This window comes from Nocardioides zeae (genome assembly GCF_010686755.1).
GTDB classification, from domain to species: domain Bacteria; phylum Actinomycetota; class Actinomycetes; order Propionibacteriales; family Nocardioidaceae; genus Nocardioides; species Nocardioides zeae.
The window spans coordinates 46,485-71,123 of record NZ_JAAGXA010000012.1 but is presented as its reverse complement, the minus strand read 5'-3'; the positions used below and the strand labels follow the sequence as shown (position 1 = coordinate 71,123).

Annotated in this window: 22 protein-coding genes; 21 read left to right on the top strand and 1 reads right to left on the bottom strand. The window is 74.2% G+C overall.

Features of this window, described 5'->3' with window-relative positions:
- Nucleotides 1-21 precede the first annotated feature (21 nt).
- Genes G3T38_RS16300 through G3T38_RS16275 form a run of 6 tightly spaced genes read left to right on the top strand, consistent with a single transcriptional unit; the run spans nucleotide 22 to nucleotide 6,709 of the window.
- Nucleotides 22-1,218 (top strand): cytochrome P450, encoded by a 1,197-nt coding sequence (locus G3T38_RS16300; RefSeq protein ID WP_163773379.1) that lies wholly within the window; start codon nucleotides 22-24, stop codon nucleotides 1,216-1,218.
- The gene (locus G3T38_RS16295) at nucleotides 1,215-2,669 is read left to right on the top strand and encodes an aldehyde dehydrogenase family protein (protein ID WP_206675903.1); all 1,455 of its coding nucleotides are present in this window, start codon (nucleotides 1,215-1,217) and stop codon (nucleotides 2,667-2,669) included. The genes G3T38_RS16300 and G3T38_RS16295 overlap by 4 nt, the downstream gene beginning before the upstream one ends.
- Nucleotides 2,666-3,502: an SDR family oxidoreductase gene (locus tag G3T38_RS16290; RefSeq protein ID WP_163773378.1), complete on the top strand. Its 837-nt coding sequence runs from the start codon at nucleotides 2,666-2,668 to the stop codon at nucleotides 3,500-3,502. The genes G3T38_RS16295 and G3T38_RS16290 overlap by 4 nt, the downstream gene beginning before the upstream one ends.
- The gene (locus tag G3T38_RS16285) at nucleotides 3,499-4,965 is read left to right on the top strand and encodes a pyruvate, phosphate dikinase (RefSeq protein WP_206675902.1); all 1,467 of its coding nucleotides are present in this window, start codon (nucleotides 3,499-3,501) and stop codon (nucleotides 4,963-4,965) included. Before G3T38_RS16290 ends, G3T38_RS16285 begins: the two co-directional genes overlap by 4 nt.
- Nucleotides 4,962-5,666: a TetR family transcriptional regulator gene (locus tag G3T38_RS16280; protein ID WP_206675901.1), complete on the top strand. Its 705-nt coding sequence runs from the start codon at nucleotides 4,962-4,964 to the stop codon at nucleotides 5,664-5,666. Before G3T38_RS16285 ends, G3T38_RS16280 begins: the two co-directional genes overlap by 4 nt.
- Nucleotides 5,663-6,709, top strand: coding sequence for a ferredoxin--NADP reductase (locus G3T38_RS16275; protein ID WP_163773377.1), 1,047 nt, complete (start codon nucleotides 5,663-5,665; stop codon nucleotides 6,707-6,709). Before G3T38_RS16280 ends, G3T38_RS16275 begins: the two co-directional genes overlap by 4 nt.
- Nucleotides 6,710-6,823: 114 nt before the next feature.
- Here the strand turns inward: G3T38_RS16275 and surE are convergent, their stop codons facing one another.
- Nucleotides 6,824-7,630 carry a 5'/3'-nucleotidase SurE gene (gene surE / locus G3T38_RS16270; RefSeq protein WP_163773376.1) on the bottom strand — a complete coding sequence of 269 codons (807 nt, stop codon included), beginning with the start codon at nucleotides 7,628-7,630 and terminating at the stop codon, nucleotides 6,824-6,826.
- Between the two features lie 208 nt (nucleotides 7,631-7,838).
- On the opposite strand from surE, the gene G3T38_RS16265 reads away from it, so the two are divergent.
- The 15 genes from G3T38_RS16265 (at nucleotide 7,839) to G3T38_RS16195 (ending at nucleotide 24,539) form a co-directional block, all read left to right on the top strand.
- Complete coding sequence (locus G3T38_RS16265) at nucleotides 7,839-9,575, top strand: PEP-utilizing enzyme (RefSeq protein ID WP_163773375.1); 1,737 nt, start codon at nucleotides 7,839-7,841, stop codon at nucleotides 9,573-9,575.
- A 429-nt stretch (nucleotides 9,576-10,004) separates the two neighbouring features.
- On the top strand, nucleotides 10,005-10,589 hold the full coding sequence (locus G3T38_RS16260) for a hypothetical protein (protein ID WP_163773374.1): 585 nt from the start codon (nucleotides 10,005-10,007) through the stop codon (nucleotides 10,587-10,589).
- 83 nt (nucleotides 10,590-10,672) lie between these two features.
- Nucleotides 10,673-11,179, top strand: a complete 507-nt coding sequence (locus tag G3T38_RS16255) for a hypothetical protein (protein ID WP_163773373.1) — start codon at nucleotides 10,673-10,675, stop codon at nucleotides 11,177-11,179.
- A 37-nt stretch (nucleotides 11,180-11,216) separates the two neighbouring features.
- Nucleotides 11,217-13,808, top strand: a complete 2,592-nt coding sequence (locus G3T38_RS16250; protein ID WP_163773372.1) for a circularly permuted type 2 ATP-grasp protein — start codon at nucleotides 11,217-11,219, stop codon at nucleotides 13,806-13,808.
- On the top strand, nucleotides 13,805-14,707 hold the full coding sequence (locus tag G3T38_RS22780; RefSeq protein ID WP_163773371.1) for a transglutaminase N-terminal domain-containing protein: 903 nt from the start codon (nucleotides 13,805-13,807) through the stop codon (nucleotides 14,705-14,707). The genes G3T38_RS16250 and G3T38_RS22780 overlap by 4 nt, the downstream gene beginning before the upstream one ends.
- Before the next feature lie 118 nt (nucleotides 14,708-14,825).
- Entirely contained in the window at nucleotides 14,826-16,088 is a 1,263-nt protein-coding gene (locus tag G3T38_RS21070) for a DUF2510 domain-containing protein (RefSeq protein ID WP_194247585.1), read from the top strand.
- Nucleotides 16,089-16,126: 38 nt separating this feature from the next.
- On the top strand, nucleotides 16,127-17,062 hold the full coding sequence (locus G3T38_RS16235) for a DUF2510 domain-containing protein (RefSeq protein WP_163773370.1): 936 nt from the start codon (nucleotides 16,127-16,129) through the stop codon (nucleotides 17,060-17,062).
- A 60-nt stretch (nucleotides 17,063-17,122) separates the two neighbouring features.
- Nucleotides 17,123-18,103, top strand: a complete 981-nt coding sequence (locus tag G3T38_RS16230) for a zinc-binding metallopeptidase family protein (RefSeq protein ID WP_338037709.1) — start codon at nucleotides 17,123-17,125, stop codon at nucleotides 18,101-18,103.
- Complete coding sequence (locus tag G3T38_RS16225) at nucleotides 18,100-18,987, top strand: hypothetical protein (protein ID WP_163773368.1); 888 nt, start codon at nucleotides 18,100-18,102, stop codon at nucleotides 18,985-18,987. The genes G3T38_RS16230 and G3T38_RS16225 overlap by 4 nt, the downstream gene beginning before the upstream one ends.
- 141 nt (nucleotides 18,988-19,128) lie before the next feature.
- Nucleotides 19,129-19,647 (top strand): hypothetical protein, encoded by a 519-nt coding sequence (locus tag G3T38_RS16220; RefSeq protein WP_163773367.1) that lies wholly within the window; start codon nucleotides 19,129-19,131, stop codon nucleotides 19,645-19,647.
- A gap of 114 nt (nucleotides 19,648-19,761) precedes the next feature.
- Complete coding sequence (locus G3T38_RS16215) at nucleotides 19,762-20,778, top strand: glutathione S-transferase family protein (protein WP_163773366.1); 1,017 nt, start codon at nucleotides 19,762-19,764, stop codon at nucleotides 20,776-20,778.
- Nucleotides 20,779-20,869: 91 nt separating this feature from the next.
- A complete protein-coding gene (locus tag G3T38_RS16210; RefSeq protein ID WP_163773365.1) occupies nucleotides 20,870-21,793 on the top strand; it encodes a cation diffusion facilitator family transporter in 924 nt (307 codons plus the stop codon).
- Between the two features lie 40 nt (nucleotides 21,794-21,833).
- Nucleotides 21,834-22,094, top strand: a complete 261-nt coding sequence (locus G3T38_RS16205; protein WP_163773364.1) for a GlsB/YeaQ/YmgE family stress response membrane protein — start codon at nucleotides 21,834-21,836, stop codon at nucleotides 22,092-22,094.
- Between the two features lie 69 nt (nucleotides 22,095-22,163).
- Nucleotides 22,164-23,039 carry an AAA family ATPase gene (locus tag G3T38_RS16200; RefSeq protein WP_163773363.1) on the top strand — a complete coding sequence of 292 codons (876 nt, stop codon included), beginning with the start codon at nucleotides 22,164-22,166 and terminating at the stop codon, nucleotides 23,037-23,039.
- Between the two features lie 3 nt (nucleotides 23,040-23,042).
- Complete coding sequence (locus G3T38_RS16195; protein ID WP_163773362.1) at nucleotides 23,043-24,539, top strand: VWA domain-containing protein; 1,497 nt, start codon at nucleotides 23,043-23,045, stop codon at nucleotides 24,537-24,539.
- The last annotated feature ends 100 nt before the right edge of the window (nucleotides 24,540-24,639 follow it).

Here is a 24,639-nt window from a genome sequence, read left to right as displayed (position 1 = left end):
GACGCGCTGAGGAGCCCTCGCATGACCTCCGTCGACGACCTCGACCTCATGAGTCTCCACCCGTTCGAGCTCGGGCGCGACGAGGAGGTCTTCGCCCGGCTGCGCGACGAGCGCCCCGTGCACTGGAACGACGAGCCGGGCGGTCGCGGCTTCTGGTCGGTCACGCGGTACGACGACGTCAAGCGCGTCGCCGCCGACCACGCGACCTTCACGGTCACCGAGGGCACCCAGATCGCCGACCGCCGCGCCGAGGGATCAGGCGCCCGCAGCATCCACCACGTGGACCCGCCCGACCACGGCCCGCTGCGCAAGCTCGCGGCCTCCGAGGTGCGGGCGGCCAAGGTCAAGAAGCTCGAGCCCGACATCACCCAGGTCATCGACGACCTGCTCGACGAGCACGTCGGCACCGGCGAGTTCGACCTCGTCCAGAAGATCTCCGCCCAGCTGCCCCTCGTCATGATCGGGCGGCTCCTGGGCGCCCCGCTCGAGGACTGCCCGCACCTCCTGCGCTGGACCAACCAGATGGCGTCGGAGGACCCGGACTACTCGGAAGGCCCCGAGACGGCCGTGCGGGCGCGCGACGAGGTCTTCACCTACTTCCGGGCCCTCGAGGAGCAGCGGCGGGCCTGCCCCGCCGACGACCTCGTCAGCGCCCTCACCGCCGCGGAGCTCGACGGGGTGCCGCTGAGCCGCGGCTACCTCGACGCCTACTACCTGATCCTCATGGTGGCCGGCAACGAGACCACCCGGAACCTCCTGTCCGGCGGTGTCCTGGCCCTCCACGAGAACCCCGCCGCCTGGGACCACCTGCGCGCCAACCCCGCGGCCGTCCGCGTCGGCGTCGAGGAGATGGTGCGCTGGGTCAGCCCGGTGCTCTCGATGCGGCGCACGGCCACGCGTGACGTCGAGCTGCACGACCGCACCGTGCGCGCCGGCGAGAAGGTCGTCATGTGGTTCTGCTCGGCCAACCGCGACCCGCGCGCGTTCGAGCGCCCCGAGGAGTTCCGCATCGACCGGCACCCCAACGAGCACCTGGGCTTCGGGTGGGGCGAGCACGCCTGCCTCGGCGCCAACCTGGCCCGGCTCGAGGCGCGCCTCTTCTTCACCCGGCTCGTGGAGCGCGGCCTGCGCCTCGAGGTGACCGGCGACGCCCGCCGCCTGCGCAGCAACTTCTTCCGGGGCATCAAGACGCTGCCGGTCCGCCTGGAGCAGGCGTGAGCCCGCTGCCCGTGCTCGCGGGCCACGTGCTCGGCGGCGAGGAGCGGGCCGAGGGCGGCGACCGGCACGACGTCGTCTCCCCGTTCACCGAGGAGGTCGTCGGGGCGAGCCGGGAGGCCGGTGCCGGCCTCGTCGACGAGGCGGTACGCCGCGCCCGCGCCGCCCACGAGCAGTGGACCCGGGTGGACCCGGCCGGACGCGCTGCCCTGCTCGAGACGCTCGCCGACCTGCTGGAGCGCGACGGTGACGCCGTCGCGACCACGGTCAGCACCGAGATGGGCATGCCGCTCTGGCTGGCCGCGGCCACCCAGGTCGACCTGCCGACCCGCGTGCTGCGCTCGACGGCCGCGCTCACCCGCACGCTGGCGTGGGTGCAGACCGCCGAGGGTGCCGTGCTGCACCGCCGCGGCGCGGGCGTCGTCGGCGCGATCACGCCGTGGAACATGCCGGTGCACCAGATCGTCGCCAAGGTGGCCGCCGCGCTCGGCGCCGGCTGCGCCGTCGTGCTCAAGCCGTCGGAGCAGACGCCGTACGACGCCGCGCGGCTCGCCCTGCTGGTCGCCGAGGCCGCCGCGGTGCACGGTGCCCCGGCCGACCTGCTGACGGTCGTGCAGGGCACGGGCCCGGTCACGGGGGCGGCGCTGACGCAGCACCCCGGTCTCGACCGGCTCACCTTCACCGGCAGCGTCGCGGCCGGCCGCCTGGTCGCCGCCGCGGGTGCCGCCACCCTCACCCCGGCCACGCTCGAGCTCGGCGGCAAGTCGCCGGCCGTCGTGCTGCCGGACGCCGACCTCGCGCAGGTCGTCCCGGCCGTGCTGGCCAGCGGCCTCGTCAACTCCGGCCAGGCGTGCAACGCCACGACACGACTGCTCTTCCCGGCCGCGGTGCTGCCGGAGGTGGAGGAGGTCGTGCGCGCCGAGGTCGACCGTTTCGTGCTCGGCGACCCGGCCGACCCCGCCACCCGCCAGGGCCCGCTCGTCACCCGCGCCCACCGCGACCGGGTGCTCGGCCACGTCGCGGGTGCCGTGGCCGGCGGTGGCCGGCTCGTCGTCGGCAGCGGTCGGCCCAGCGAGGCGAGCGGCACCGGCTGGTTCGTCGACCCGGTGGTGATCGCCGACCTGCCCGCGGACGCCCCGGCCGTGCAGCAGGAGATCTTCGGGCCGGTCCTCGTGCTCCAGGGCTACGCCGACCTGGACCACGCCGTCGCCCTGGCCAACGACACGCGCTACGGGCTCTCGGCCGAGGTCTGGTCGGCCGGCACCGACGGCTCGCGCGCCACGGCCCTCGCCGTCGCGGCCGAGATCCGCGCCGGCCAGGTGAAGGTCGACGGCGTGCGCACCCGTGAGCGGCCCGCCGTCCCGTTCGGCGGCTCCGGCGACTCGGGCTGGGGTCGGGAGCTCGGCACCCACGGCCTGCTCGAGATGACCGAGCTGACGGCGGTGATGGCATGAGCGCCGCGCCGTACGTCGTGACGGGGGCGGCCTCCGGCATCGGCCGCGAGGTCGCGGCCCAGCTGCTGGCCGCCGGCCACGGGGTCGTCGCCCTCGACCGGGGTCCGGTGTCGCTCGCCGGCGTCACCCCCGTGGCCGTCGACCTCGCCGACCCGGCCTCGGTGGACGCCGCGCTGGCGGCGCTGCCGACCGAGGTCGCGGGCCTCGCCAACGTGGCGGGCGTCCCCGGCACCTGTCCGCCCGCCACGGTCCTGGCCGTCAACCTGCTCGGCCCGCGGCGCCTGGCCGCCGGGCTCGTCGACCGGATCGAGCCCGGCGGGGCGGTCGTCAACGTGTCGTCCGTGGCGGCGCACCGCAGCGCCGTGCCCCCCGAGGCGCTCCGCGACCTGCTCGACGTCACCGACGCCGACGGCGTCGCGGCGTGGCTGGCGGTGCACGGGCTGGAGGGCCCGGCCGCCTACGACACGTCGAAGGCCGCGCTCAACCTCGCGACCCAGCTGCTCGCCGCCGACCTGCTCCCCGCCGGGCGCCGCGCGCTCACGGTGAGCCCCGGCCCGATCGAGACGCCCATCCTCGACGACTTCCGCGCCTCCATGGGCGTCGACGCGATCGCCCGGGCGGCCGGTGTCGTCGGCCGGCACGGACGTCCCGAGGAGATCGCCGCGGTGGTCGTCTTCGCCCTGGGTCGCTCCGCGACGTGGCTCAACGGCATCGACGTCCCCGTCGAGGGCGGCCTGCTCGCGGCGCGGGTCGCCGCCGCCCACCGGGCCGATCCGCCCGGGACCGCCGGCCCCGCCGCCCCCACCTCGTCCGACCGGAAGGACCCGTCATGACCGACCTGATGACCGCGGCCGACATCGTCACCCTCGACGGTGCGCAGCCCGGCGACCGCGAGCTGCTCGGCGGCAAGGCCTGCAGCGTCAACGCCATGCGCGCGCTGGGCCTGCGCGTGCCGCCCGCCTTCGCGGTCACGACCCGCGTCTGCCAGGAGTACCACGCCGCCGGCGGTCGGCTCCCCGACCGCGTCTGGCCGCAGGTCGTCGCCGGCATCCGCGAGCTGGAGGAGGCGACGGGCCGCACCTTCGGCGCCGGACCCGAGCCCCTGCTCGTGTCGGTGCGCTCCGGCGCGGCGCAGAGCATGCCGGGCATGATGGACACCGTGCTCAACCTCGGCCTCACCCGCGACCTCGCCGACGCGCTCGCCGCGAGCACGGGCGACGCCGAGTGGGCCGACGACACGTGGCGCCGGTTCCGCACGTCCTTCGGCGAGATCGTCCTCGACGATGCCGAGGCCCTGCCGCCCGAGGACCCCTGGGAGCAGCTCCGTGCCGCGATCGGCGCCGTCTTCGACTCGTGGACCAACGACCGCGTGCGCGCCTACCGGCAGCGCCACGGCCTCGGCGAGGGCGGCGGTACGGCCGTCACCGTGCAGGCGATGGTGTTCGGCAACCGCGACGACGACTCGGCGACGGGCGTGCTCTTCAGCCGCGACCCCGGCACCGGGGAGCCGACCACGTACGGCGAGTGGCTGCCCCGCGCCCAGGGCGAGGACGTGGTCTCGGGGGCGGCCACGCCGCAGCCCCTGGCGACCCTCGCCACCCGCTCCCCGGAGCTCCACGCCGAGCTGGCCGAGGTGGCCGCCCTCCTCGAGCGCGAGCACCGCGACCTCGTCGACATCGAGTTCACCATCGAGAGCGGGCGGCTCTACGTGCTGCAGAGCCGGGCGGGCAAGCGCTCCGCCGTGGCGGCGGCCCGCATCGCCGTCGACCTGGCGGAGGAGGGCCTCCTCACGCGGGCCGAGGCCGTGGGCCGCGTGAGTGCGGAGCAGCGTGCCGCCGCGGCGGCGCAGGGCTCGGTGGGGGCGGGCACCGAGGTGCTCGCCACCGGGCTGTCCGCCGGACCAGGCGTGGCCGTCGGCGTCGCGGTCAGCGACGAGGCGCAGGCCCTCGAGCTGTCGGCCGCCGGCACGCCCTTCGTGCTGGTGCGGCCGGCGACGGTGCCGGAGGACGTGCCCCTGATGTTCGAGGCGGTCGCCGTCGTCACCGAGCTCGGCGGCAGCACCTCCCACGCGGCGCTGGTCTGCCGGGAGATCGGGCTGCCCTGCGTCGTCGGGGCCGGCGTCGGCGTGGTCGCGGCGCTCACCGCGACGCCCGGCACCCTCGTGACGGTCGACGGCGCCGCCGGCACCGTGCACCGGGGCGACGTGACGGGCGCGGACGCGCCCGCCGGTGGGACCGGACCGGCGACGGGCAACCCCCACGTCGCCATCCTGGAGCGTTGGGCGGAGGAGCTGTGAGGGATCCCGAGGTGATCGACGTCAGCGACATGATCGGCGGGCTCTACGACGACGTGGGCCTGCGCGACGGCGAACCGTCCGCGAAGCGCCCCAACAAGCGCGGCGAGCAGACCCGCGAGCGGATCGTCACGGCGGCCATCGAGTGCTTCACGGAGTACGGCTACACCCGCACCCGCGTCTCCGACATCGTCCACCGGGCCGGTACGGCGCAGGGCAACTTCTACCGCCACTTCGCCTCCCTCGACGACGTGTTCCTGGCCGCGCTCCGTCCGGGGCTGGAGGCCCTCGCGGTGGTGCCCACGCGCCGTACGGGCCACAGCTTCGAGCTGGAGAGCCTCGTGGAGAGCAACACGAGCTACCTGCACAGCTACGCCCGCTACCGGCACACCCTGCGCCTCCTGCGCGAGGCCGCGGCCGCCAGCGCCAACGACGGGTTCCTGCAGCTGTGGCTGCGGCTGCGCGGCGACTTCGTGGCGCGCACCCGGCGGTGGCTGCAGCGCCTGACCGACAGCGGTCACCTGCGCGCCGGCGAGGACCTCGACCTGCTCGCCGAGGCCCTGGGCTGCCTCACCGAGCAGCTCGCCTACGTGCACGTGGGCCTGCCCGCCTCGACGCCCCGGCGTGAGCGCATCGACGAGCTGGGGCGCAGCCTCGGCGAGTCGTGGTACCGGCTGCTGCCGCGGGCGGAGGAGGCCCGATGACCGCCACCTCGGTCGACCCGGTGCTGCTCGGGCACGAGCTCGCCGTCCGCGACGTCGTGCGGGAGACCGCCGACGCGGTGTCGATCATCTTCGACGTGCCGGCCGAGCTGGCGGAGCGCTTCGTCCACCGTCCGGGTCAGTTCCTCACCCTCGCGGTGCCGAGCGAGCGCACCGGACGGGTCGCGCGCTGCTACTCCCTGAGCAGCGCGCCCGGCGACGCGCCGATGGTGACGGTGAAGCGGACGCCCGACGGCTACGCCAGCGGCTGGCTCTGCGCGCACCTCCGCCCCGGCGCGACGCTGCGCGTGCTGCCCCCGGCCGGCACCTTCGTGCCGCACGACCTCGGCGCGTCGATGGTGCTCGCCGCCGCCGGGAGCGGGATCACCCCGATGCTCTCCATCGTCCGGGCGACGCTCGCCGTGCCCGGCGGCCGCCTGACGCTGCTCTACGCCAACCGCGACGCGGCGTCGGTGATCTTCGCCGACGTGCTGGACGAGCTGGCCGCGGCCCACCCGGACCGGCTCGAGGTGCGGCACTGGCTGGAGAGCGAGCGGGGCCTGCCGACCGCCGACGGGCTGGCCGACCTGGCAGGCCCGACGGGCGAGCAGCCCTGGTACCTCTGCGGTCCGGCGCCCTTCATGGCCGTCGCGCAGCAGGCCGCCGTGGCCTGCGGGGCCGCGCCGCGGGCCGTGCACCAGGAGGACTTCCACTCCCTCGTCGGCGATCCCTTCACGCTGGCCGTGGCGGAGCCCGCTGCCGACGGGGACGACGCCGCCGAGCTCGAGGTCACGCTCGACGGCCGCACCCACCTGCTGCGCTGGGGCCGCTCCGAGACGCTCGTCGACGTGATGCTGGCCAACGGCGTCGAGGCGCCCTACTCCTGCCGCGAGGGCACGTGCGGGTCCTGCATGTGCACCGTCGTCGACGGCGAGGTCGTGCAGGCCTCCACCGAGGCGCTGGCCGAGGAGGACATCGAGGACGGCTACGTGCTCGGCTGCCAGTCGCGGCCCCTGGGCGCGCGGGTCGTCGTCGAGTTCGACTGAGCACTGCTGCCCCGCCCGTTCCGCCCGCTCACCCGTCCCCCCGCCCTCCGGGACGTCATGCGGCCCGGCGCCTCCGGCGGCCGGGCCGCATGACGTCCGGAGGGGTGCGGCGGCTCAGACGGGCGTGGCGCCCGCGTGGTCGCGCAGGTGCGCCCGGGCCGCGTCGACGACGGCGGCGAGGCCCGCGTCGCCCGCCGGCCCGTGGTCGGCCTGCGTGACGCCGGTGAGGGCCGTGACCGCGACGTACCCCGCCCCGACGAGAGCCGCGTCGGTGCCCCCGTCGATCCCGCGGTCGTTCGCGTAGCGGCGCAGCGTGATCACGTCGTCGCCCCGCTCGAGCCCGAGCCCCATGAGGCCCCGGCGCGCCAGCCCCCCGACCTCGACGCCCGCCAGCTCGGCGACGTCCAGCGGGGGCACGTTGACGTTGAGGCAGGTGCCGCGCCGGCCCTGCTGCACGACCTGGCGCACGACGGCGACGAGCACGGCGGCGGCGGTGTCGTAGCGGTGGTGGGGCGCCTCGGCGGTGCTGATCGCGATGCTCCCGACCCCGATGGTCGTGGCGGTGAGGGCCGCGCCGACGGTGCTCGAGGCGAGCACGAGGCGCCCGGTGTTGTAGCCGTCGTTGATGCCGGCGACCACGAGGTCGGGCGGCGGCCCGAAGAGCCGGGAGCAGAACGCGAGCACGACGAAGGACGGTGGGGCGTCGAGCGCGTACGCCGCGCAGTCGACCCCCGGCAGGCGGTGCTCGCGCCACGCGACGACGGAGCCGTCGTCGATCGGACCGAGGCCGGAGCCGGAACCGGAGAAGTCACGGGTCGGGGCGCCCACGACGACGTCGTGACCGGCGTCGACCAGGGCGCTGGCGGCGGCGACGAGGCCGGGTGCCTCGATGCCGTCGTCGTTGGTGACCAGGATGCGCACGCGTGACCGCCTCTCGCAGTGGAACCACGATTGTGACGGAACCGTCGCACATCCGTCCAGTCGTTCGCCGGGTCGATCCGCGCCGGAGCGCCGCGAGCCGGATTTTTGCGTCGGTGACGGCCTATTGACAGGTGACCGGCCTCACAACATGATGTGACTGCAGCGTCGCAATCGACGCCACGGACGTTCCCGACCGAGGAGATCTCGCATGACTGACTGGCCGATCGACGACGCCACGTCGAAGCTCTTCCCGCTCTACTCGCGCGCCAACGTCGGCGAGATCTTCCCCGACCCGATCAGCCCCCTGAACGCGTCGGCCGGCTTCCAGCACAACCTCGAGCCCGGGTGGCGTGACGCCTTCGTGGCGTGCGGGGTGTGGGACCACGACCTCTACGACGCGTCGGTGGAGAAGGCGATCCTCCCGGCGTTCGGCAGCTACCTCTACATCAACATGTCGCTCATGCGCCTCTTCGGCGTGCGCGTCCCGGGCATGTCCGCGGAGGCCGTCGACCTGCAGTACTTCGGCGACATGCCGGGCATCCCGTCGTACGAGAGCGAGCGCCGCGACTTCGACGAGGACCCCTCCTTCGAGGCCAAGGCCGGTGCCTGGCTGATGGGCGAGGTGCTGGGTGCCACCGACCTCGCGGCGTACGACGCGGACCGGGCCGAGGTCGACGCCATCCGCGCCCGGCGGCCCGACCTCTCCGCGGCGAGCGACGAGGAGGTCCGTCGTCGTCTGACGTCCTTCGACGTGCTCGCCCGCCGGCTCTTCAAGCACCACATCGAGGCCAGCCTCAAGTCGGGCGTCGGCCTGGGGGCCATGGCGCAGGTGGCCGCCGCGGTCGGTCGTCCCGAGCTGGCGCTCACCCTCGTGAGCGGCATCGGCGACGTCGACTCGACCGGCCCGTCGAAGGGCATCTGGCGCCTGGGCCGGGCGGCCTCGACCGGTCCCGTCGCCGCGCTGTTCGACGCCGGCACCGAGGGCCTCCACGACCGCCTCGTCGCCAGCGACGACCCCGCGGTGCAGGCGTTCGTCGCCGACCTCCGCCAGTTCCTCTCCGACTGGGACTTCCGCGGTCCGGCCGAGTGGGAGATCCGCGCGCTCACGTGGGGCGTCAAGCCTGACATGGTGCTGTCGACCATCGACCGCATGCGCCGCGTCGGCGAGGGGGAGGACCCGGCCGTCAAGGCCGAGACCCGCGCCGCCGAGCGCGAGGCCGCCGCCACGGAGCTGCGCGCCGCCCTCGCGGGCTCCGAGGAGGGTCTCGCGCAGTTCGAGGCGGCGTACGGCGCGGCCGCCCTGTGGCTGCGGGGCCGCGAGCGGGGCCGCACCACCGCCGCGATGCTCATGCACGAGCAGCGCCTCGCGGCCCTCGAGCTCGGCCGCCGGGGCGTGGCCACCGGTGCCCTCGACAACGCGCAGCAGGTCTTCATGTTGTTCGAGGGTGAGCTCGACGCCTACCTGGCCGACCCGTCGTCCTTCACGGAGACGGTGCGCGAGCGGGAGACGTCCTACCTGGCGCTCTTCGACCTGGTGCCGCCCTTCGTGGTGGCCGGCGACCCGCCGCCGGTCGAGACGTGGGAGCGGCGCGACGCCGCCGCGGGCGACGTGCTGGCCGCGGGCGGCACCATCACGGGCGTCTCGGGCTGCACCGGTGTCGCCCGGGGTCGCGCCCGCGTGCTCCTGACGCCCGACGACCCGTCGGCGCTCGAGCCCGGCGAGATCCTCGTCGCCCCCATCACGGACCCGTCCTGGACGCCGCTGTTCATGGCGGCCGGCGCGGTCGTCGTCGACGTCGGGGCACCGTTCAGCCACGCCGCGATCGTGTCCCGCGAGCTGGGCATCCCCTGCGTGGTCTCCGCCACGAGCGCCACGACCCGGATCCCCGACGGCGCCGAGATCGAGGTCGACGGCACGACGGGGACGATCACCGTCCTCGGCTGACCCGCGGTGCTCCCGACCCCACCAGCCCGGCCCGCACGGCCGCTCCCCCTCGCCCCCGTCACGAGGGCGGGCGGACCGCGCGGACCGGGCTGGTGGTCGTCGCGGCGCTCCGCCGCGGGAGAAGAAAACGCGGACGGGCCCAGAGGGGCTCCCGGACCGGAGAAGGAAAACGCGGACCGGCCCGGACGGGCTCCCGAACCCGAGAATGAAAACGCGGACGGAACCCCGGCCTCCTCGGCGTGTCGCGGGGTCGGATCCCGCACTCTTCGCGCCCCTGCGCCGAGGCCCGCGCACTTTCCTCGCCCCCTTCCCCCCGCGCTCCGCGTTTTCTTCCCCCGGCCCCCGGCCCCCGGCCCCCGGCCCCCGGCCCCCGGCCCCCGCCCCGGCCCTCCCAGCAACCCCTCAGCATCGGCTGCGACGATCGCGGGCATGCGCCGTACGCCGCGTCCGACCGCCCGCGTGACCGCCGCCCTCGTCGGGGCGGTGCTCGGCGCGGGCCTGGTCGTGGGCTGCAGCAGCGACGAGCCCGACCCGGCGGCCGAGGCCAGCCAGGACGTGGCGGCCGAGCCCACCGCGGAGCCCACGCTCCCGGAGCCCGGGGCCACCTCGGGCGAGCGGATCCAGGCCGTCGTCGACGCGCTGCCGGAGCTCGACGAGACCGCCCTCGACCGCGTGGGGCAGCTCCCCGAGCTCCCCGACGGCGTGCTCGCGGACGACGTGGCGCTGCCCGACGTGGCGTCGTTCGGCAGCGACGAGTTCGGGTGGTACGTGCTCCAGCGCCTGCCCGGACCGGCCGACGACAACGCGACGGCGATCGAGGACCGGCTCGTCGGCGCGGGCTTCACCGAGGCCGCCCCGGTCGACCCGGAGGGCATGACGGAGATGCGTGTCTTCACCCGCGCGGCGGACGACGCGGTCGTGGGGCTGTCGGTGGCCGACGTGACGGGGCAGTCGGCGGACGACCAGGAGTTCCCGACCCGCGCCGCCTTCGTCGTCGCGCCGGCGCTCACCTGAGGGAGCGCCCGCGGGGCGCTCCGTGGTGGACTGGGCCCCCGTCGTTCGCGACCCGTTCACCGCTGCCCGATAGGAACCCGGCCATGAAGACCCTCCACGTCCGTCGCCTCGTGCTCCTCCCCGTCACCGCCGTCCTCGGCGTCGCGCTGCTCGCCGGGTGCAGCGACGACGACGGCGACTCGGGCGACGCCGGCTCCAGCGAGTCCGGCGACGCGAACGCCGGCGACGCCGACCCCTCCGAGGTGCCCACCGGCGACCTCGACGACCTCGAGGAGCTCGGCTTCGACGACGAGCTGCCCGACGGCTTCCCCGACGACGTGCCGCTCGTCGACGGCGAGGTGCAGGTGGGTGCCGAGCAGACGGGCGTCTACACCGCGGCGCTGCAGAGCGACGCCACCCCGCAGGAGGCGTACGACGAGGCCGCGGGCCTGCTCGAGGCCGACGGCTACGAGGAGTCGACGTCGCAGGACCTCGGCGAGGTGCTCATCGGCAGCTTCACGGGTGACGAGTGGGAGGTCGCCGTCTCGGTCATCGACGACCCGGTCGGCGGCGGGTCGGTCGTCTCGTACTCCGTGACCGAGGCCTCCTGACCCACCGGGGCGGTCCGCCGCGTGTCAGGGTGTCCCGGTGACCGTCCTCGACGACTACACCGCGGCGCTGGCGCAACCGCGGCTGGGGGAGGCCCCCGACCGGTACGACGAGCTCGTCGCCCCCGACGGCACCCTGCGCCCCGCCTGGCGTCCGCTGGCGGAGGCGGCGTTCCGGCTCACGGCCGGTGACCTCGCCCGTGTCGACGACGAGATCCAGCGGACGCTCGCGGACGACGGTGTCACCTACGCGTCGCCGGGGTCGTCGCCCGAGCCGTGGCGGCTCGACCCGGTGCCGCTCGTCATCGAGCCCGACGAGTGGTCGACCCTCGAGGTGGGGCTGACCCAGCGCGCCGAGCTGCTCAACGCGGTGCTGGCCGACCTCTACGGCCCCCGGACGCTCCTCCGCGACGGCGTGCTCCCGGCTCCGCTCGTGCTGGGCCACCCGGGGTACACCCGCGTCGTCGCGCGCGCCTCGAACGCCGATCCGCGGCCGCTGCTGCTCTCGGCGACGGACCTGGGCCGCACCGCCGCGGGCGACTGGCGCGTGCTGGCGGACCGGGCGCAGGCGCCGTCCGGCATGGGCTACGCGATGGAGAACCGGCGGGTCGTCTCGCGCGTGCTGCCGGAGCTCTACCGCCAGGCGACGCTGCACCGGATGGCGCCGTTCTTCCACGCGCTGCGCACGTCGCTGCTGCAGGCGGCGCCCGGCGACCCCGCCGACCCGCGGGTCGTCGTGCTGTCGCCGGGGCCGCACTCGGAGACGGCCTACGACCAGGCGTTCCTCGCGAGCACCCTCGGCGTGCCGCTGGTGCAGGGCAGCGACCTGACGGTCCGCGACGGCGCCGTCTGGATGCGCGTCTTCGAGCACCTCGAGCCGGTGCACGTGATCCTCCGGCGCGTCGACGCCGCGTTCAGCGACCCGCTCGAGCTCCGCGGTGGCTCGCGCCTGGGCGTGGCGGGCCTCTCCGAGGCGGTACGCCGCGGCACGGTCCGCGTCGTCAACGGCCTCGGCTCGGGGGTGCTGGAGAACCCGGGCCTGCTGCCCTACCTCCCGGCGGTGGCCGCGCACCTCCTGGGCGAGGACCTGCGCCTCGACGCGGTGCCGACCTGGTGGTGCGGGGACGCGGAGCAGCGGCGCACGGTCCTCGACCGGCTCGACGAGCTCGAGGTGCGGCGCATCGACGGGAGCCGGGTCGAGGGTGACCGCGACACCCTGCGGGCCCGGATCCTCGCGGAGCCGCACGCCCACGTGGGCCAGCAGCCCATCGCCCTCTCGCAGGTGCCGACCTTCGGGCGCGAGCGCGCGTCGTACGGGCCGCCGACGGGCCGGATCGCCCCCGGTCCGATGTCGTTGCGGACGTTCTCGCTCTGGTACGGCTCGTCCTACCGCCCGCTCGTGGGCGGGCTCGCCACGGTGCGCGAGCGGCGCGACGGGGGGCGGACGTCGCCGTGGGTGTCGAAGGACGTGTGGGTCCTCAAGAAGGACGCGTCCGAGCCCGACCAGCACCTGGCGCACCAGCTGCAGCTGTCCTACGCGGTGCCGGGCGCGGCCAGCGGACCGCGCGTGCTCGACGACCTCTTCTGGTTCGGGCGCTACCGCGAGCGGGCCGAGGACCTGCTGCGCCTCGTGCTCACCGCGCACGCGCTGGCGGAGGACTACCGCGCCCGGCCCTGGTCGTCGGGCGGCGCGAGCCTGGCCGTCGCCTGGACGGCGATCCACCGGCTCTGCCCGTTGCCCGACACCGCGCCGTACGCCGCGGCCTTCGCCGACCTCGCCGGCCCGGAGGCCGCGCGGGCCACGGCGTTCGGGGCGCCGCTCGACGTCGAGTTCCACGCCGTGCTGCTGGACCCGACGCGCGAGGGCAGCGTGGCGCAGTCGCTCGCGGCGCTGCGGTCGTGCGCGGGCGGTGTGCGCGACCAGCTGTCGGCCGACACCTGGCGCGCGTTCGCGGCGCTGGACCGGGCGGCCGCGGCGTTGCGGGCCTCGCCGCACAGCCACCGCGTGGAGGAGGCGAGCGGCCGCATGCTCGACGGGATGCTCGCCCTCACCGGTGTCACCGCCAACATGGTGCGGGACCCGGGCTGGCACATGGCCGGCGCCGGCCGCACCCTCGAGCGGGCGCAGCAGGTCGCGCGGCTCCTCGCCGCGGCGACCGTCGAGCGGCGCGGGCTCGACACCGACCGGCGGGTGCTCAACGTCGTGCTGGGCGCGACGGAGTCGGTGGTGACCCACCGGCGGCGCCACCGCGGCTACGTCAAGGTCGACAGCGTGCTCGAGCTGCTGCTGCTCGACCCCCACAACCCGCGCTCGGTCGCGTTCTGCCTCGACGAGCTCCGCGGCCACCTCGCCGCCATGCCCGGGTCGACGGGCTCGACCCGTCCGGAGCGCCTCCTCGAGGAGCTGGTCGAGCGCGTCACCACCGTCGACGTGCGGGCCCTCGTCGCGATCGGCGGCGCGCACCGGCCCTACCTGCGGGGGTTCCTCGCCCAGCTCGTCGCCGACGTCGCCCAGCTCTCCGACGCCGTCGCGGCGCTGCACCTCGCCGCCGGTCCCGGCCCCCGGTCGTTCGGGCAGCTGGTCGAGCGGCTCCCGCGCCACCAGCGCTCGCTCGGGGAGGACGCCCCGTGAGGTACCGCGTCTGGCACCGCACCACCTACACCTACGACGACGACGTCACCAACAGCCTCGGCATCGCGTACCTGACGCCGCGGGAGCTGCCCTTCCAGCAGGTGCGCGAGCGCTCGCTGCGGGTGACGCCCGCGACCGAGGTGCGCGACGACGTCGACGTGCACGGCAACACGGCGTCGTACTTCCAGGTCGTCACGCGGCACCGCGAGCTGGAGGTGTACGCCGAGAGCGTCGTCGACGTCGCCACGCCGACCTACGACGAGGCCGTCCTCGCGCAGCCCTGGGAGGACGCGCGGCCGGAGGCCCGACCCGACAGCCCCGACGCGTGGGAGGCGTGGGAGCACGCGCTGCCCTCCCCGATGGCCGACCAGGGGCCGGAGGTGCGGGAGTACGTCGCGGCCTCGCTCACGCCCGGCCGCCCGGTGGGGGAGGCGGTCACCGACCTCGTGCGGCGCATCCACGCCGACTTCGCCTACGACCAGGGCGCGACGACGGTGAGCAGCACGGTGGCGGACCTGATGACGGAGCGCGCCGGGGTCTGCCAGGACTTCGCGCACCTGACGCTCGCCGGCCTGCGCTCCCACGGGCTGGCGGTGCGCTACGTGTCGGGCTACCTGGCGACCACGCCGCCGCCGGGCCGGGACCGGCTCGTGGGCGCGGACGCCAGCCACGCGTGGAGCGCCGTCTGGGTGCCGGGCCTGCCCGACGGCGCGGGCGGTCGCGGCCCGGGCACGTGGTTGGCCGTGGACCCGACCAACGACACGTGGGCGGACGACCGCTACGTGACCGTGGCGTGGGGACGGGACTACGCGGACGTCACCCCGCTCAAGGGCGTCATCTACACGGAGGCGTCGTCGTCGCGGTTGACGGTCGCGGTGGACGTGGCGCCGATCCCCTGAGTCGTGGCCCCCGCGGGGCGTTTTCCGTGGCGCTGGGGCCACGACCGTTTCGGACGCCGCTCAGCGTGGAAGACCTGCCCGGGCGTCACGGGGGGTTCCGTGACCGGGAAGGGACCTGATGAGCGGGCAGGCGGGACCGGGGTGGTACCCCGACGGTGCGGGCGGCGAGCGCTGGTGGGACGGCCAGCAGTGGACGGACCAGTCGCGCCCGCCGCAGGCGCCGCCGGGCCAGCCGGGCCAGTTCGGGACGCCCGGTCAGTACGGCCAGCCGGGCCGGTACGGCGAGTACGGTCAGCCCGGCCAGGCGCCGAAGAAGAAGCGCGGCGGGCTCATCGCGCTGGTGGCGGTGCTGGTGGTGCTCGTGCTCGTCGGGGGCGGTGTCGCGTCGTACTTCGCCTTCTTCCGCGACACCGACGACGACCCGAGGCGTGACGACGAGACGTCGGCCGTGGGCGGCCCGGAGGACGCGGCGATCGCGTACACCGAGGCGTACGCGACCCTCGACTTCCGCACCATGTGCGAGCTGACGTCGACCGACGGGCGCGACGACCTCTACAGCGACTTCGACGCCGCCGACGCGGCCGACTGCGACGAGTTCGACGACGCCGCCTCGAGCGCCTACGACGAGCTGCTCGGCGACGGCGAGAGCGACGTGTTCGGCGACTACGCCGACATCGACGAGCTGCGCGCCGACCTCAGCGACAACGGGCGGTTCGTGCCGGGCGACGTCGAGGTGGTCGAGGGTGACCCCGAGGCCGACGACGAGGTCAAGGTGCGGGTGCCGGGCACCTACGAGTACGACGGCGACAACCCCGACATCGACGCCGAGAACGACGACGAGATCGTGCTCGACATGGTCCGCGAAGACGACGAGTGGCTGGTCGAGGGCGTCGACCTGACCTACGACAGCGACGGCGGGTCGAGCGACGACAGCACCGACGGGTCGAGCGACTCCGGCGGCAGCTCCGACGAGGGCGTCGCCGAGCCGAGCGAGCAGCCGACCGCCGCGACCCCCGACGCCGCCGGCGCGCCTGCGGCGACGGAGGAGGCGGCCTCGGCGCTGCTGCAGGAGATCGCGGTCGCGGCGCAGGGCAACGACTGGGAGACCGTCTGCGACAACAGCTCGCAGGGCATCCAGATCTACAACTTCTCGTTCTTCGACGTCGAGGACTGCGCCGGTGTCGCGGCCGCGGCGGGCGACCGCAACTGGGCGGAGGTCGAGGTGCGCTCGGTCGACGTCCCGGAGGGGGCCGGCGAGGGTGACACCGCGACCGCGACGCTCGCGCACACCTCGAGCGCCGGCGCGCCGGGGCAGCAGGACGTCACCCTCGTCGTCGAGTCCGGCGAGTGGCGCCTGGACACGGACCTGATCCCCAGCTGATCCGCGACAGAACGCCCTGCAGGAGAGAGGATGAGCGCATGACCGACGACGGTGTGACGGAGCCCGGCTGGTACGACGACGGTTCGGGCACGATGCGGTGGTGGGACGGCCAGCGGTGGACGGAGCAGACGCTGCCGGACGACGGCGCCACGGCCGTCGGCATGCCGTTCGGCCAGGGCGCCCCCGGGTCCGACCCGCAGCAGGGCTACGGCCAGCAGGGTGGGTACGGCCAGCAGGGCTACGGCCAGCAGGGCGGGTACGGCGCGCAGCCGGGTGGCTTCGGCCAGCAGCCGGGCTACGGCGGCACCGCGCCGTACCAGCAGGGTTTCGGCCAGCAGGGCGGCTGGGACTCCGGCACGCCCGGGGGTGGCGGCGGTGGCGGGAAGGGGAAGCTCTTCGCGATCATCGGCGGTGTCGCCGCGGTGGTGGTGGTGATCGCGGCGCTGGTGCTGGTCTTCGTGTTCACCGGTGACGACGACAACGACAACGACAACGACCGCGACACCGCGGACGGGAGCTCGCAGTCCGACGACCCGACCGACGACGGGTCGCAGGGCTCGGACGACCCGACCGACGACGAGTCGCAGGGCACCGACGACCCCACCGACGACGAGAGCGGGTCGACCGGCGGCGACGCCGACACGTCCGACGCGGAGTCCGTGGCCGAGTCCTTCGCCGCCGCCGTCGACACGGACGACTGGGAGACGGTCTGCGACCTGAACTCCGCGGACGTGCAGGAGCTCAACTTCAACTACTACGACGTGGCCGGCTGCGCCGAGCTGGGCACGGCCGCGACCGCCTCCAAGGGCTGGGACGGCGTGACGGTCACGAACGTCGACGTGTCCGGCGACTCGGGCACGGCGGACGTCGACTACACGGGCGAGTTCGGTGACTCCTCGACGACGTGGGACCTCGTGGACGAGGACGGCGAGTGGCGCGTCGACTCCGACGTCATCCCGCTGCGGGGCTCCTGAGCGTCGCCGGTTGGGTCCACCGTGTGAGGATCTCTCGTCGTGAGGTCCTTCCGTTGCCGTGTGTGTGAGAACGAGCTCTTCTTCGGCAACTCGCGTTGCGTCGCGTGCGGCACCCGTCTGGGCTTCTCGCGGGCGGAGCGGGCGATCGTGCCCGTCGACGACGACGGGCGCTACGTCGACCACCACGGTGGGCGGTGGTGGGTGTGCGCGAACGTCCGCCTCTCGGGGTGCACCTGGGTGACGACCACCCAGGGCGGCACCTGCGAGGCGTGCGCGTTGACCCGCACCCGTCCGGCCGACGGCGACGGCGTGGGCATGGCCCAGCTGCCGGCGGCCGAGTCGGCGAAGCGCCACCTCGTGGTGGAGCTCGACTCCCTCGGCCTGCCGGTGGTCGGACGTGACGAGGACCCGGTCGGCGGCCTGTGCTTCGACATGTTGAGCAGCGTCGAGGAGAACGTCGTCATCGGCCACGCCGACGGGGTCATCACGATCGACCTCGCCGAGAGCGACGACGCCCGCCGCGAGCGGGTGCGCGTCGAGCTGGGCGAGCCCTACCGCACGATGCTGGGCCACCTGCGGCACGAGGTGGGCCACTACCTGCAGTACCGGCTGGTCACCGAGGGCGAGCGCCTCGAGCGCTGCCGGGAGCTCTTCGGCGACGAGACCGCCGACTACCAGGCGGAGATCGACCGGCACTACAGCGAGGGGCCCCCGGAGGACTGGGAGGACCGCTACATCACGACGTACGCCACCATGCACCCGTTCGAGGACTTCGCCGAGACCTTCGCGCACTACCTGCACATCTCCGACACCGTCGACACGGCGGCGGCGCAGGGGCTGGTCACCATCGACCCCTCCGCGTTCTCGTCGTTCCGGGACCTCGTGCTGGGGGTGTGGGTGCCGCTGAGCGTGGCGCTCAACCAGATCAACCGGTCCATGGGCAAGGACGACCTCTACCCGTTCGTCATCCCGGAACCGGTGCTCGACAAGCTGGACTTCGTGGCCTCCCTGGCCACGCAGGGCGCAGGAAGCGGGGTGTGACGGTGCGAGGGTTCCGGACCGCGATCGGGGTGCTGCTGGCGCTCGCGTTCGCCGTGACCGCGCCGCTGGCGGTCGCCGCCTCCTGGGCGAAGACGCAGGTGGACGACACGGATGCGTACGTCGCGAGCGTCAGCGAGCTGGCCGACGACCCCGTCGTGCGTCGCGAGGTCGGCGCCCAGCTCACCCGGGTCCTGACGACCCAGCTGCAGGTGAGCGACGTGCCGGGCGCGTCCGACGTGATCGGCGCGGTCGTCGACGAGGTCCTCGACAGCGACGACTTCCCCACCGTGTGGGAGGAGGCGAACCGCGTCGCCCACCAGCAGGTCGTCGCGATCCTGCGTGGCGACGCCACCGCTGCGGACGGCGACGTCGAGATCTCCCTCGCCGACCTCTACAACCTGGCCGCGGAGCGCATGCGCGCGGAGGGGCTGCCCGTCGCCGACCGGCCCGAGGGCTCGCTCACGTTCCGCACCGCGCCGCCCCAGCGGCTCGAGGACGCGCAGGGGGCCTACCAGGGGCTCGTCGCCGCGGGCACGTGGCTGCCGGTGCTGGCCCTCGTGCTGCTGGTCGGTGCGATCGCGATCCCGGCCGGCCGCTCCCGCCTCACGGCGCTCCTCGTCGGTGCCCTCGGCACCGTCATCACCACCGGTCTGCTGCTCGTGGCCGTCGCGGCGGGCTCCGAGATCGCCGGGCTCCAGGTGCGCAGCCAGGACCGCGCGCTCGCGACCGCCGTCATCGACGCGTTGCTCGACAGCCTGGAGGGACGGGCCTGGATCGTCATCGTCGTGGCGCTGCTCGCCTTCGTGGGCTCGATCGTCGGGCTCGTCGTGACGGGCCGCGCCGCGCGTCGCCGGCCGCAGCAGCTGCCGCCGCCCGCCGTCTAGGTGGACCGATCCGATCACCGGTGAGGTGATCCGCTTCTCTGCAGGTGTCCGCGCGGCGTGCGGACCGGTCGACCTCAAGATTCGACACGGATGTCACCGTATTGATCACCCCAGGGGGGTATCGACCCGTAGTCTGCCGCCATGAGTCGACGAGAGGGACCCGCGCGTGCGCCGGGTGACGAGGTGGCCGGGGGCCTACGCCGCCGCGCCGTGCTGCGTGCGGGCGCCTGGGCGGTGCCGGCCGTGACGGTGGTGGCCGCTGTGCCGGCGTACGCGGCGAGCGTGCCGGTCGCGCCCTCGCCACAGCTGCTGATGACGTTCCGGCGCGACGAGAGCTGGTCGATCTACGTCACCCTCGTTCTCCCGACGCCGCTCGACGCGGGCGCCTCCCTGGTCGTCAGGGACCTCGCGACCGGCGCGCGGTGGAGGTTGTCAGGGGTCACCGCCCCGATCGGGTGGGTCGGTGGATGGCCGACCGACGAGACGTTCCACTTCGCTTACACCGCCTCGGTCCCGTCGGAGGCTGGAAGCCTCGACTTCATCGTCGGTCGGTCGGGCGGGTGGGGCGTGGACGGAGGCCTGCGGGGTGTGACCGCGACGCTCTTCGGCGCGGACGGCACGCCGCTCGTCACGGCGGGTCCGCCGACGATGCTGGGTTGACGCCCGGCGGGAGCCTCCGGATCGTGCTCAGCACCACGTCCACCACGACGACCCGCTCGACCTGTCCTCCTGGTCCAGGGGACCCTCCCTGGGCGCCCTCTCTAGGCTGGAGGCATGAGCGCCGAGACCGATGAGAAGCCCGGCTACGTGGCCAAGGGCAAGGGCTTCGACCGGGACATGAACTACATCCCGGACCGCATCACCGCCGCCGACCCCGCCACGGGGGAGCCGCGCCAGCCGGAGCACGGCCCGACGGACGTGCCGCTGTGGCCGGCGGAGCCGGGCCGCTACCGCCTGGTGGCGGCGAAGGCCTGCCCGTGGGCGACCCGCGCGATCGTCGTGCGCCAGCTGCTCGGTCTCGAGGACGTCATCTCGCTGGGCACGCCCGGGCCCACCCACGACCAGCGCTCGTGGACCTTCGACCTCGACGAGGGCGGTCGCGACCCGGTGCTGGGCATCGAGCGGCTGCAGGAGGCGTACTTCGCCCGCATCCCCGACTACCCGCGCGGCATCACCGTTCCCGCCGTCGTCGAGGTGGAGACGGGCAAGGTCGTCACCAACGACTTCCCCTGGATCACCCACGACTTCTTCTTCGAGTGGCGCGACCACCACCGCGAGGACGCTCCCGACCTGTGGCCCGACGACCTCCGTGCAGAGATGGACGAGGTCAACAAGCGGGTCTTCACCGAGGTCAACAACGGCGTCTACCGCTGTGGCTTCGCGGGCTCGCAGGAGACGTACGACGCGGCGTACGACCGCCTCTGGACCGCGCTCGACTGGCTCGAGGAGCGGCTGACCGACCGCCGCTTCCTCATGGGCGACCGGCTCACCGAGGCCGACGTGCGGCTGTTCACGACGTTGTCGCGCTTCGACCCCGTCTACCACGGCCACTTCAAGTGCAACCGCCAGAAGCTGAGCGAGATGCCGGCGCTCTGGGCCTACGCGCGGGACCTCTTCGCGATGCCGGGCTTCGGCGAGAACACCGACTTCGAGCAGATCAAGCAGCACTACTACGTGGTGCACAGCGACATCAACCCCACGCAGGTCGTGCCGAAGGGCCCCGACCTGGGCGCCTGGTTCGAGCCGCACGGCCGCGAGGCGCTGGGCCCCACCCCGGCCTTCGCGCGCTGATCCCGCGCCGACGGGCGAATGAGAACCAGCCGCAAGATACCCCTGGGGGGTATGGTCGCGTCCTGATCCGCACCCGACCTCAGGAGCAGTGATGGGACACGGTCACGGTCACGGCGGCCACGGAGCCGGCAGGGCGGCCGATCGTCGGCGGCTGAAGATCGTCCTCGGTGTCACCGGGTCGATCCTCGTGCTCCAGGCGGTGGGCGGCATCGTCACGGGCTCGCTCGCGCTGCTCGCCGACTCCGCCCACATGGCCATGGACGCCGGAGGCGTGCTGCTGGCGCTGGGAGCGTCGTACGTCGCGGCGCGGCCCGCGGGGGAGCGCACCACGTTCGGCTACCACCGCGCGGAGGTGCTCGCCGCGCTGGCGAACGCCGTGGTGCTGCTCGTGCTGGGCGCGGTGCTCCTGGTCGCCGGCGTCTCGCGCCTCGCGGACCCCGGGGAGGTGGACGCGGGGCCGATGGTGCTGTTCGCCCTCACCGGCCTCGTCGCCAACGGTGTCTCGATGGCAGTGCTGAGCCGCTCGGACACCGGGTCGCTCAACCTGCGCGGCGCGCTCATGGAGGTCATGGCCGACCTCCTGGGCTCGGTCTTCGCGATCGTCGCCGGGCTCGTGATCCTGCTGACCGGGTTCCAGCGGGCCGACCCGATCGCCTCGCTGCTCATCGCGGTGATGATCCTGCCGCGGGCGTTCACGCTCGCCCGCGACGCGCTCCGGGTGTTGTTCGAGGTCGCGCCCGACGGCCTCGACCTCACGGAGGTGACCACGCACCTCCGGCGGATGGAGGGCGTGGTCGACGTCCACGACCTGCACGCCTGGACGATCACGTCGGGGTTGCCGTCGATGTCCGCGCACGTGACGGTGACGGAGGAGGCGCTGGCGGAGCACGGTGTCGGCGGCATGCTCGACCGGGTCAGCAGCTGCATCGCGGAGCACTTCGACGTGCGGCACGCGACCTTCCAGATCGAGCCCGAGTCGCACCGCGAGCACGAGGACCTCGGCGAGGCGCACTAACACATTTGGGTGGACTGGACCACCGCGCTACGTTGAATTTATGGGTCTCATCATCTTCCTCGTCATCGGCCTCGTCGCCGGGTTCATCGCACGCGCTGTCGTCCCCGGCGACGACAGCATGGGCATCATCGGAACGCTCGTCCTGGGACTCATCGGTTCCTTCGTGGGAGGCACGCTGGCGTCGCTCATCGGTGACGGCCCCATGAACTTCAGCGCCTCCGGCCTGATCGGCTCGATCATCGGCGCGATCATCGCGCTCATCGTGTTCAACATGGTCACCGGCCGGAAGCGCGTCGCCTGACCCTGCTCCACCCTTCCCCCACACCGACCCTGACAGCCCCGCTGTCAGGGTCGGTGCCACTATGGGCGCATGACCTGGTTCTTCTCGCCCGACGACGTGACGGACCGGCTCGCCGGCGCGGGCTACCTGGCGGACGTCGCGACGGCGACGACCGCGTTCCTGGCCGGGCGGCTCGAGAAGCCGCTGCTCATCGAGGGCCCGGCGGGCGTGGGCAAGACCGAGCTGGCCAAGGCGGTGGCGCGCTCGACGGGCGCCGACCTCGTGCGCCTGCAGTGCTACGAGGGCCTCGACGAGACCCGGGCGCTCTACGAGTGGAACTACTCCAAGCAGCTGCTCCGCATCCAGGCCGCCCGCGGCGAGAACGGCCCCACCCAGGGGTGGGACGCCACCCACGACGACATCTTCACCGAGGAGTTCCTGCTGACGCGGCCGCTCCTCACGGCCATCCGCCGCGAGGAGCCGACGGTGCTGCTCATCGACGAGGTCGACAAGACCGACGTCGAGGTGGAGGGCCTGCTGCTCGAGGTGCTCAGCGACTTCCAGGTGACGATCCCCGAGCTGGGCACGGTCGCGGCGACCCGTCGTCCCTTCGTCGTGCTCACCTCCAACGCGGCGCGGGAGCTGTCCGAGGCCCTCAAGCGCCGCTGCCTCTACCTCCACCTCGACTACCCCGATGCCGACCGGGAGCGGGAGATCGTCACCGCGCAGGTGCCCGAGCTCGACGACGCGGTGGCACGCCGCCTCGTGGAGACCGTGGTGCGGCTCCGCGAGCTGGAGCTGAAGAAGGCCCCGTCGATCGCGGAGTCCATCGACTGGGCGCGCACCCTCGTGGCGCTCGAGGTGCGTGAGCTCGACCAGGCGGCGATCACGGCGACCCTCGGCGCGGTGCTCAAGCACGCGACCGACCACGACCGGGCGGTGCGCGAGCTCAAGCTGAGGGGCTGAGCGGTGGCCGAGGGCGTCGCACCCACCAGCGGTCTCGTCGACCGCCACATCGCCTTCGTCGAGGCGTTGCGGGGCGCCGGGCTGCCCGTGTCGCTGTCGGAGGGCCTCGACGCGGTCGAGGCGTGGCGCGCCCTCGACTGGGCGGACCGCTCGGCCATCCGGGCGGGGTACGCCGCGACCCTCCTCAAGAGGCCCGCCCAGCGCCCGACGTTCGACACGCTGTTCGACCTCTACTTCCCGCACCTCGTCGGCGAGGGGCTCCCCAGCCTCGACCCCGACGCCGAGGACCCGGCCGCCGGGCGGGCGACGAACGCCGCCCGCGACAACGCCGCGGCGATCGCCGCGTTCCGCGACCGGCTCGCCGCGAGCCTCGAGGCGGAGCTGCGGACCGACGGCGCGTCGCCGTCGGGCGAGCCGGGTGAGCCAGGGGATCCGGGGGAGCCGGGGACCGCCGCCCTGGAGCGCCTCGCGGCGGAGGCCGTCGGTCGGTTCGGCGCGATGCCGGGACGGCAGCCGGGCCAGACGGCGTACTCCGCCTACCAGACCCTCCGCCGCCTCGCCCCCGGTGAGCTCGCCGACCGCCTGGCGGCGGGCCTGCTCGGCGCTGCGGACTCCGCGGCCATGGATCCCGCGGCCCGGCTCGTCGCCGAGCGACGGGCGGCCCGCGGCATCGGACGCTTCACGCGGATGGTCGAGGACGACGCCCGGCGTCGGATCGCCGAGCGCAAGTCACCGGAGTACGTCGCCGAGGTGGCCGTGCGCCCCAGCATCGACCGGGTCGCGTTCACGGCGGCCCGCCGCGACGACCTCGAGGAGATGCGGCGCCAGATCGGCCCGCTGGCCCGCCGGCTCGCGACCCGCCTCGCCAAGCAGCGCAGCGCCCAGGGCCGGGGTCCGCTCGACTTCCGCCGCACGGTGCGAGCGTCGATGTCGACGGGCGGGGTGCCGATCACGACGCGCCACCGCCCGAAGCGCCCCCACCGCACCGACCTCGTCGTGCTGTGCGACGTCAGCGGCTCGGTGGCGCACTTCGCGCAGTTCACGCTGCTGCTCACCTACGCGCTGCGCGAGCACTTCGGTCGCATGCGCGCCTTCACCTTCGTCGACCGCACGACCGAGGTCACGAGCGTGCTGCGGCCCGGCCGCGACCCCGTCGAGGTGATGCAGGAGCTGGCGGCGAGCATCCAGCACGCGGCGCTGGTCGGGCGCACGAGCTACGGCTCGGCGCTGCGGACCTTCCGCCAGGAGTACGGCGATGCCCTCGGCCCGGCGTCCTCCCTGCTCGTGCTGGGCGATGCGCGCAGCAACTACTCCGACCTCGCGCTCGACGACCTGCGCGCCATGGCGCACGGGATCCGCGCTGCGTGGTGGCTCAACCCCGAGCACCCGCGCAACTGGGACACGGGCGACTCGGCGGCCTCCCGGTACGGCGCGGTCGTGCCGATGGTGGAGTGCCGCAACCTGGCGCAGCTGGCGGAGTTCGTGCAGAAGGTGCTCTGAGCGCTCTGAGTGCTCCGAGCCCCTCGGTCGTGCCGGTCGTGGGGGGGGGCGCCGCCAGGGACACAACCCGGCCACCACCACCCCACCCCCCAGCAGCAAC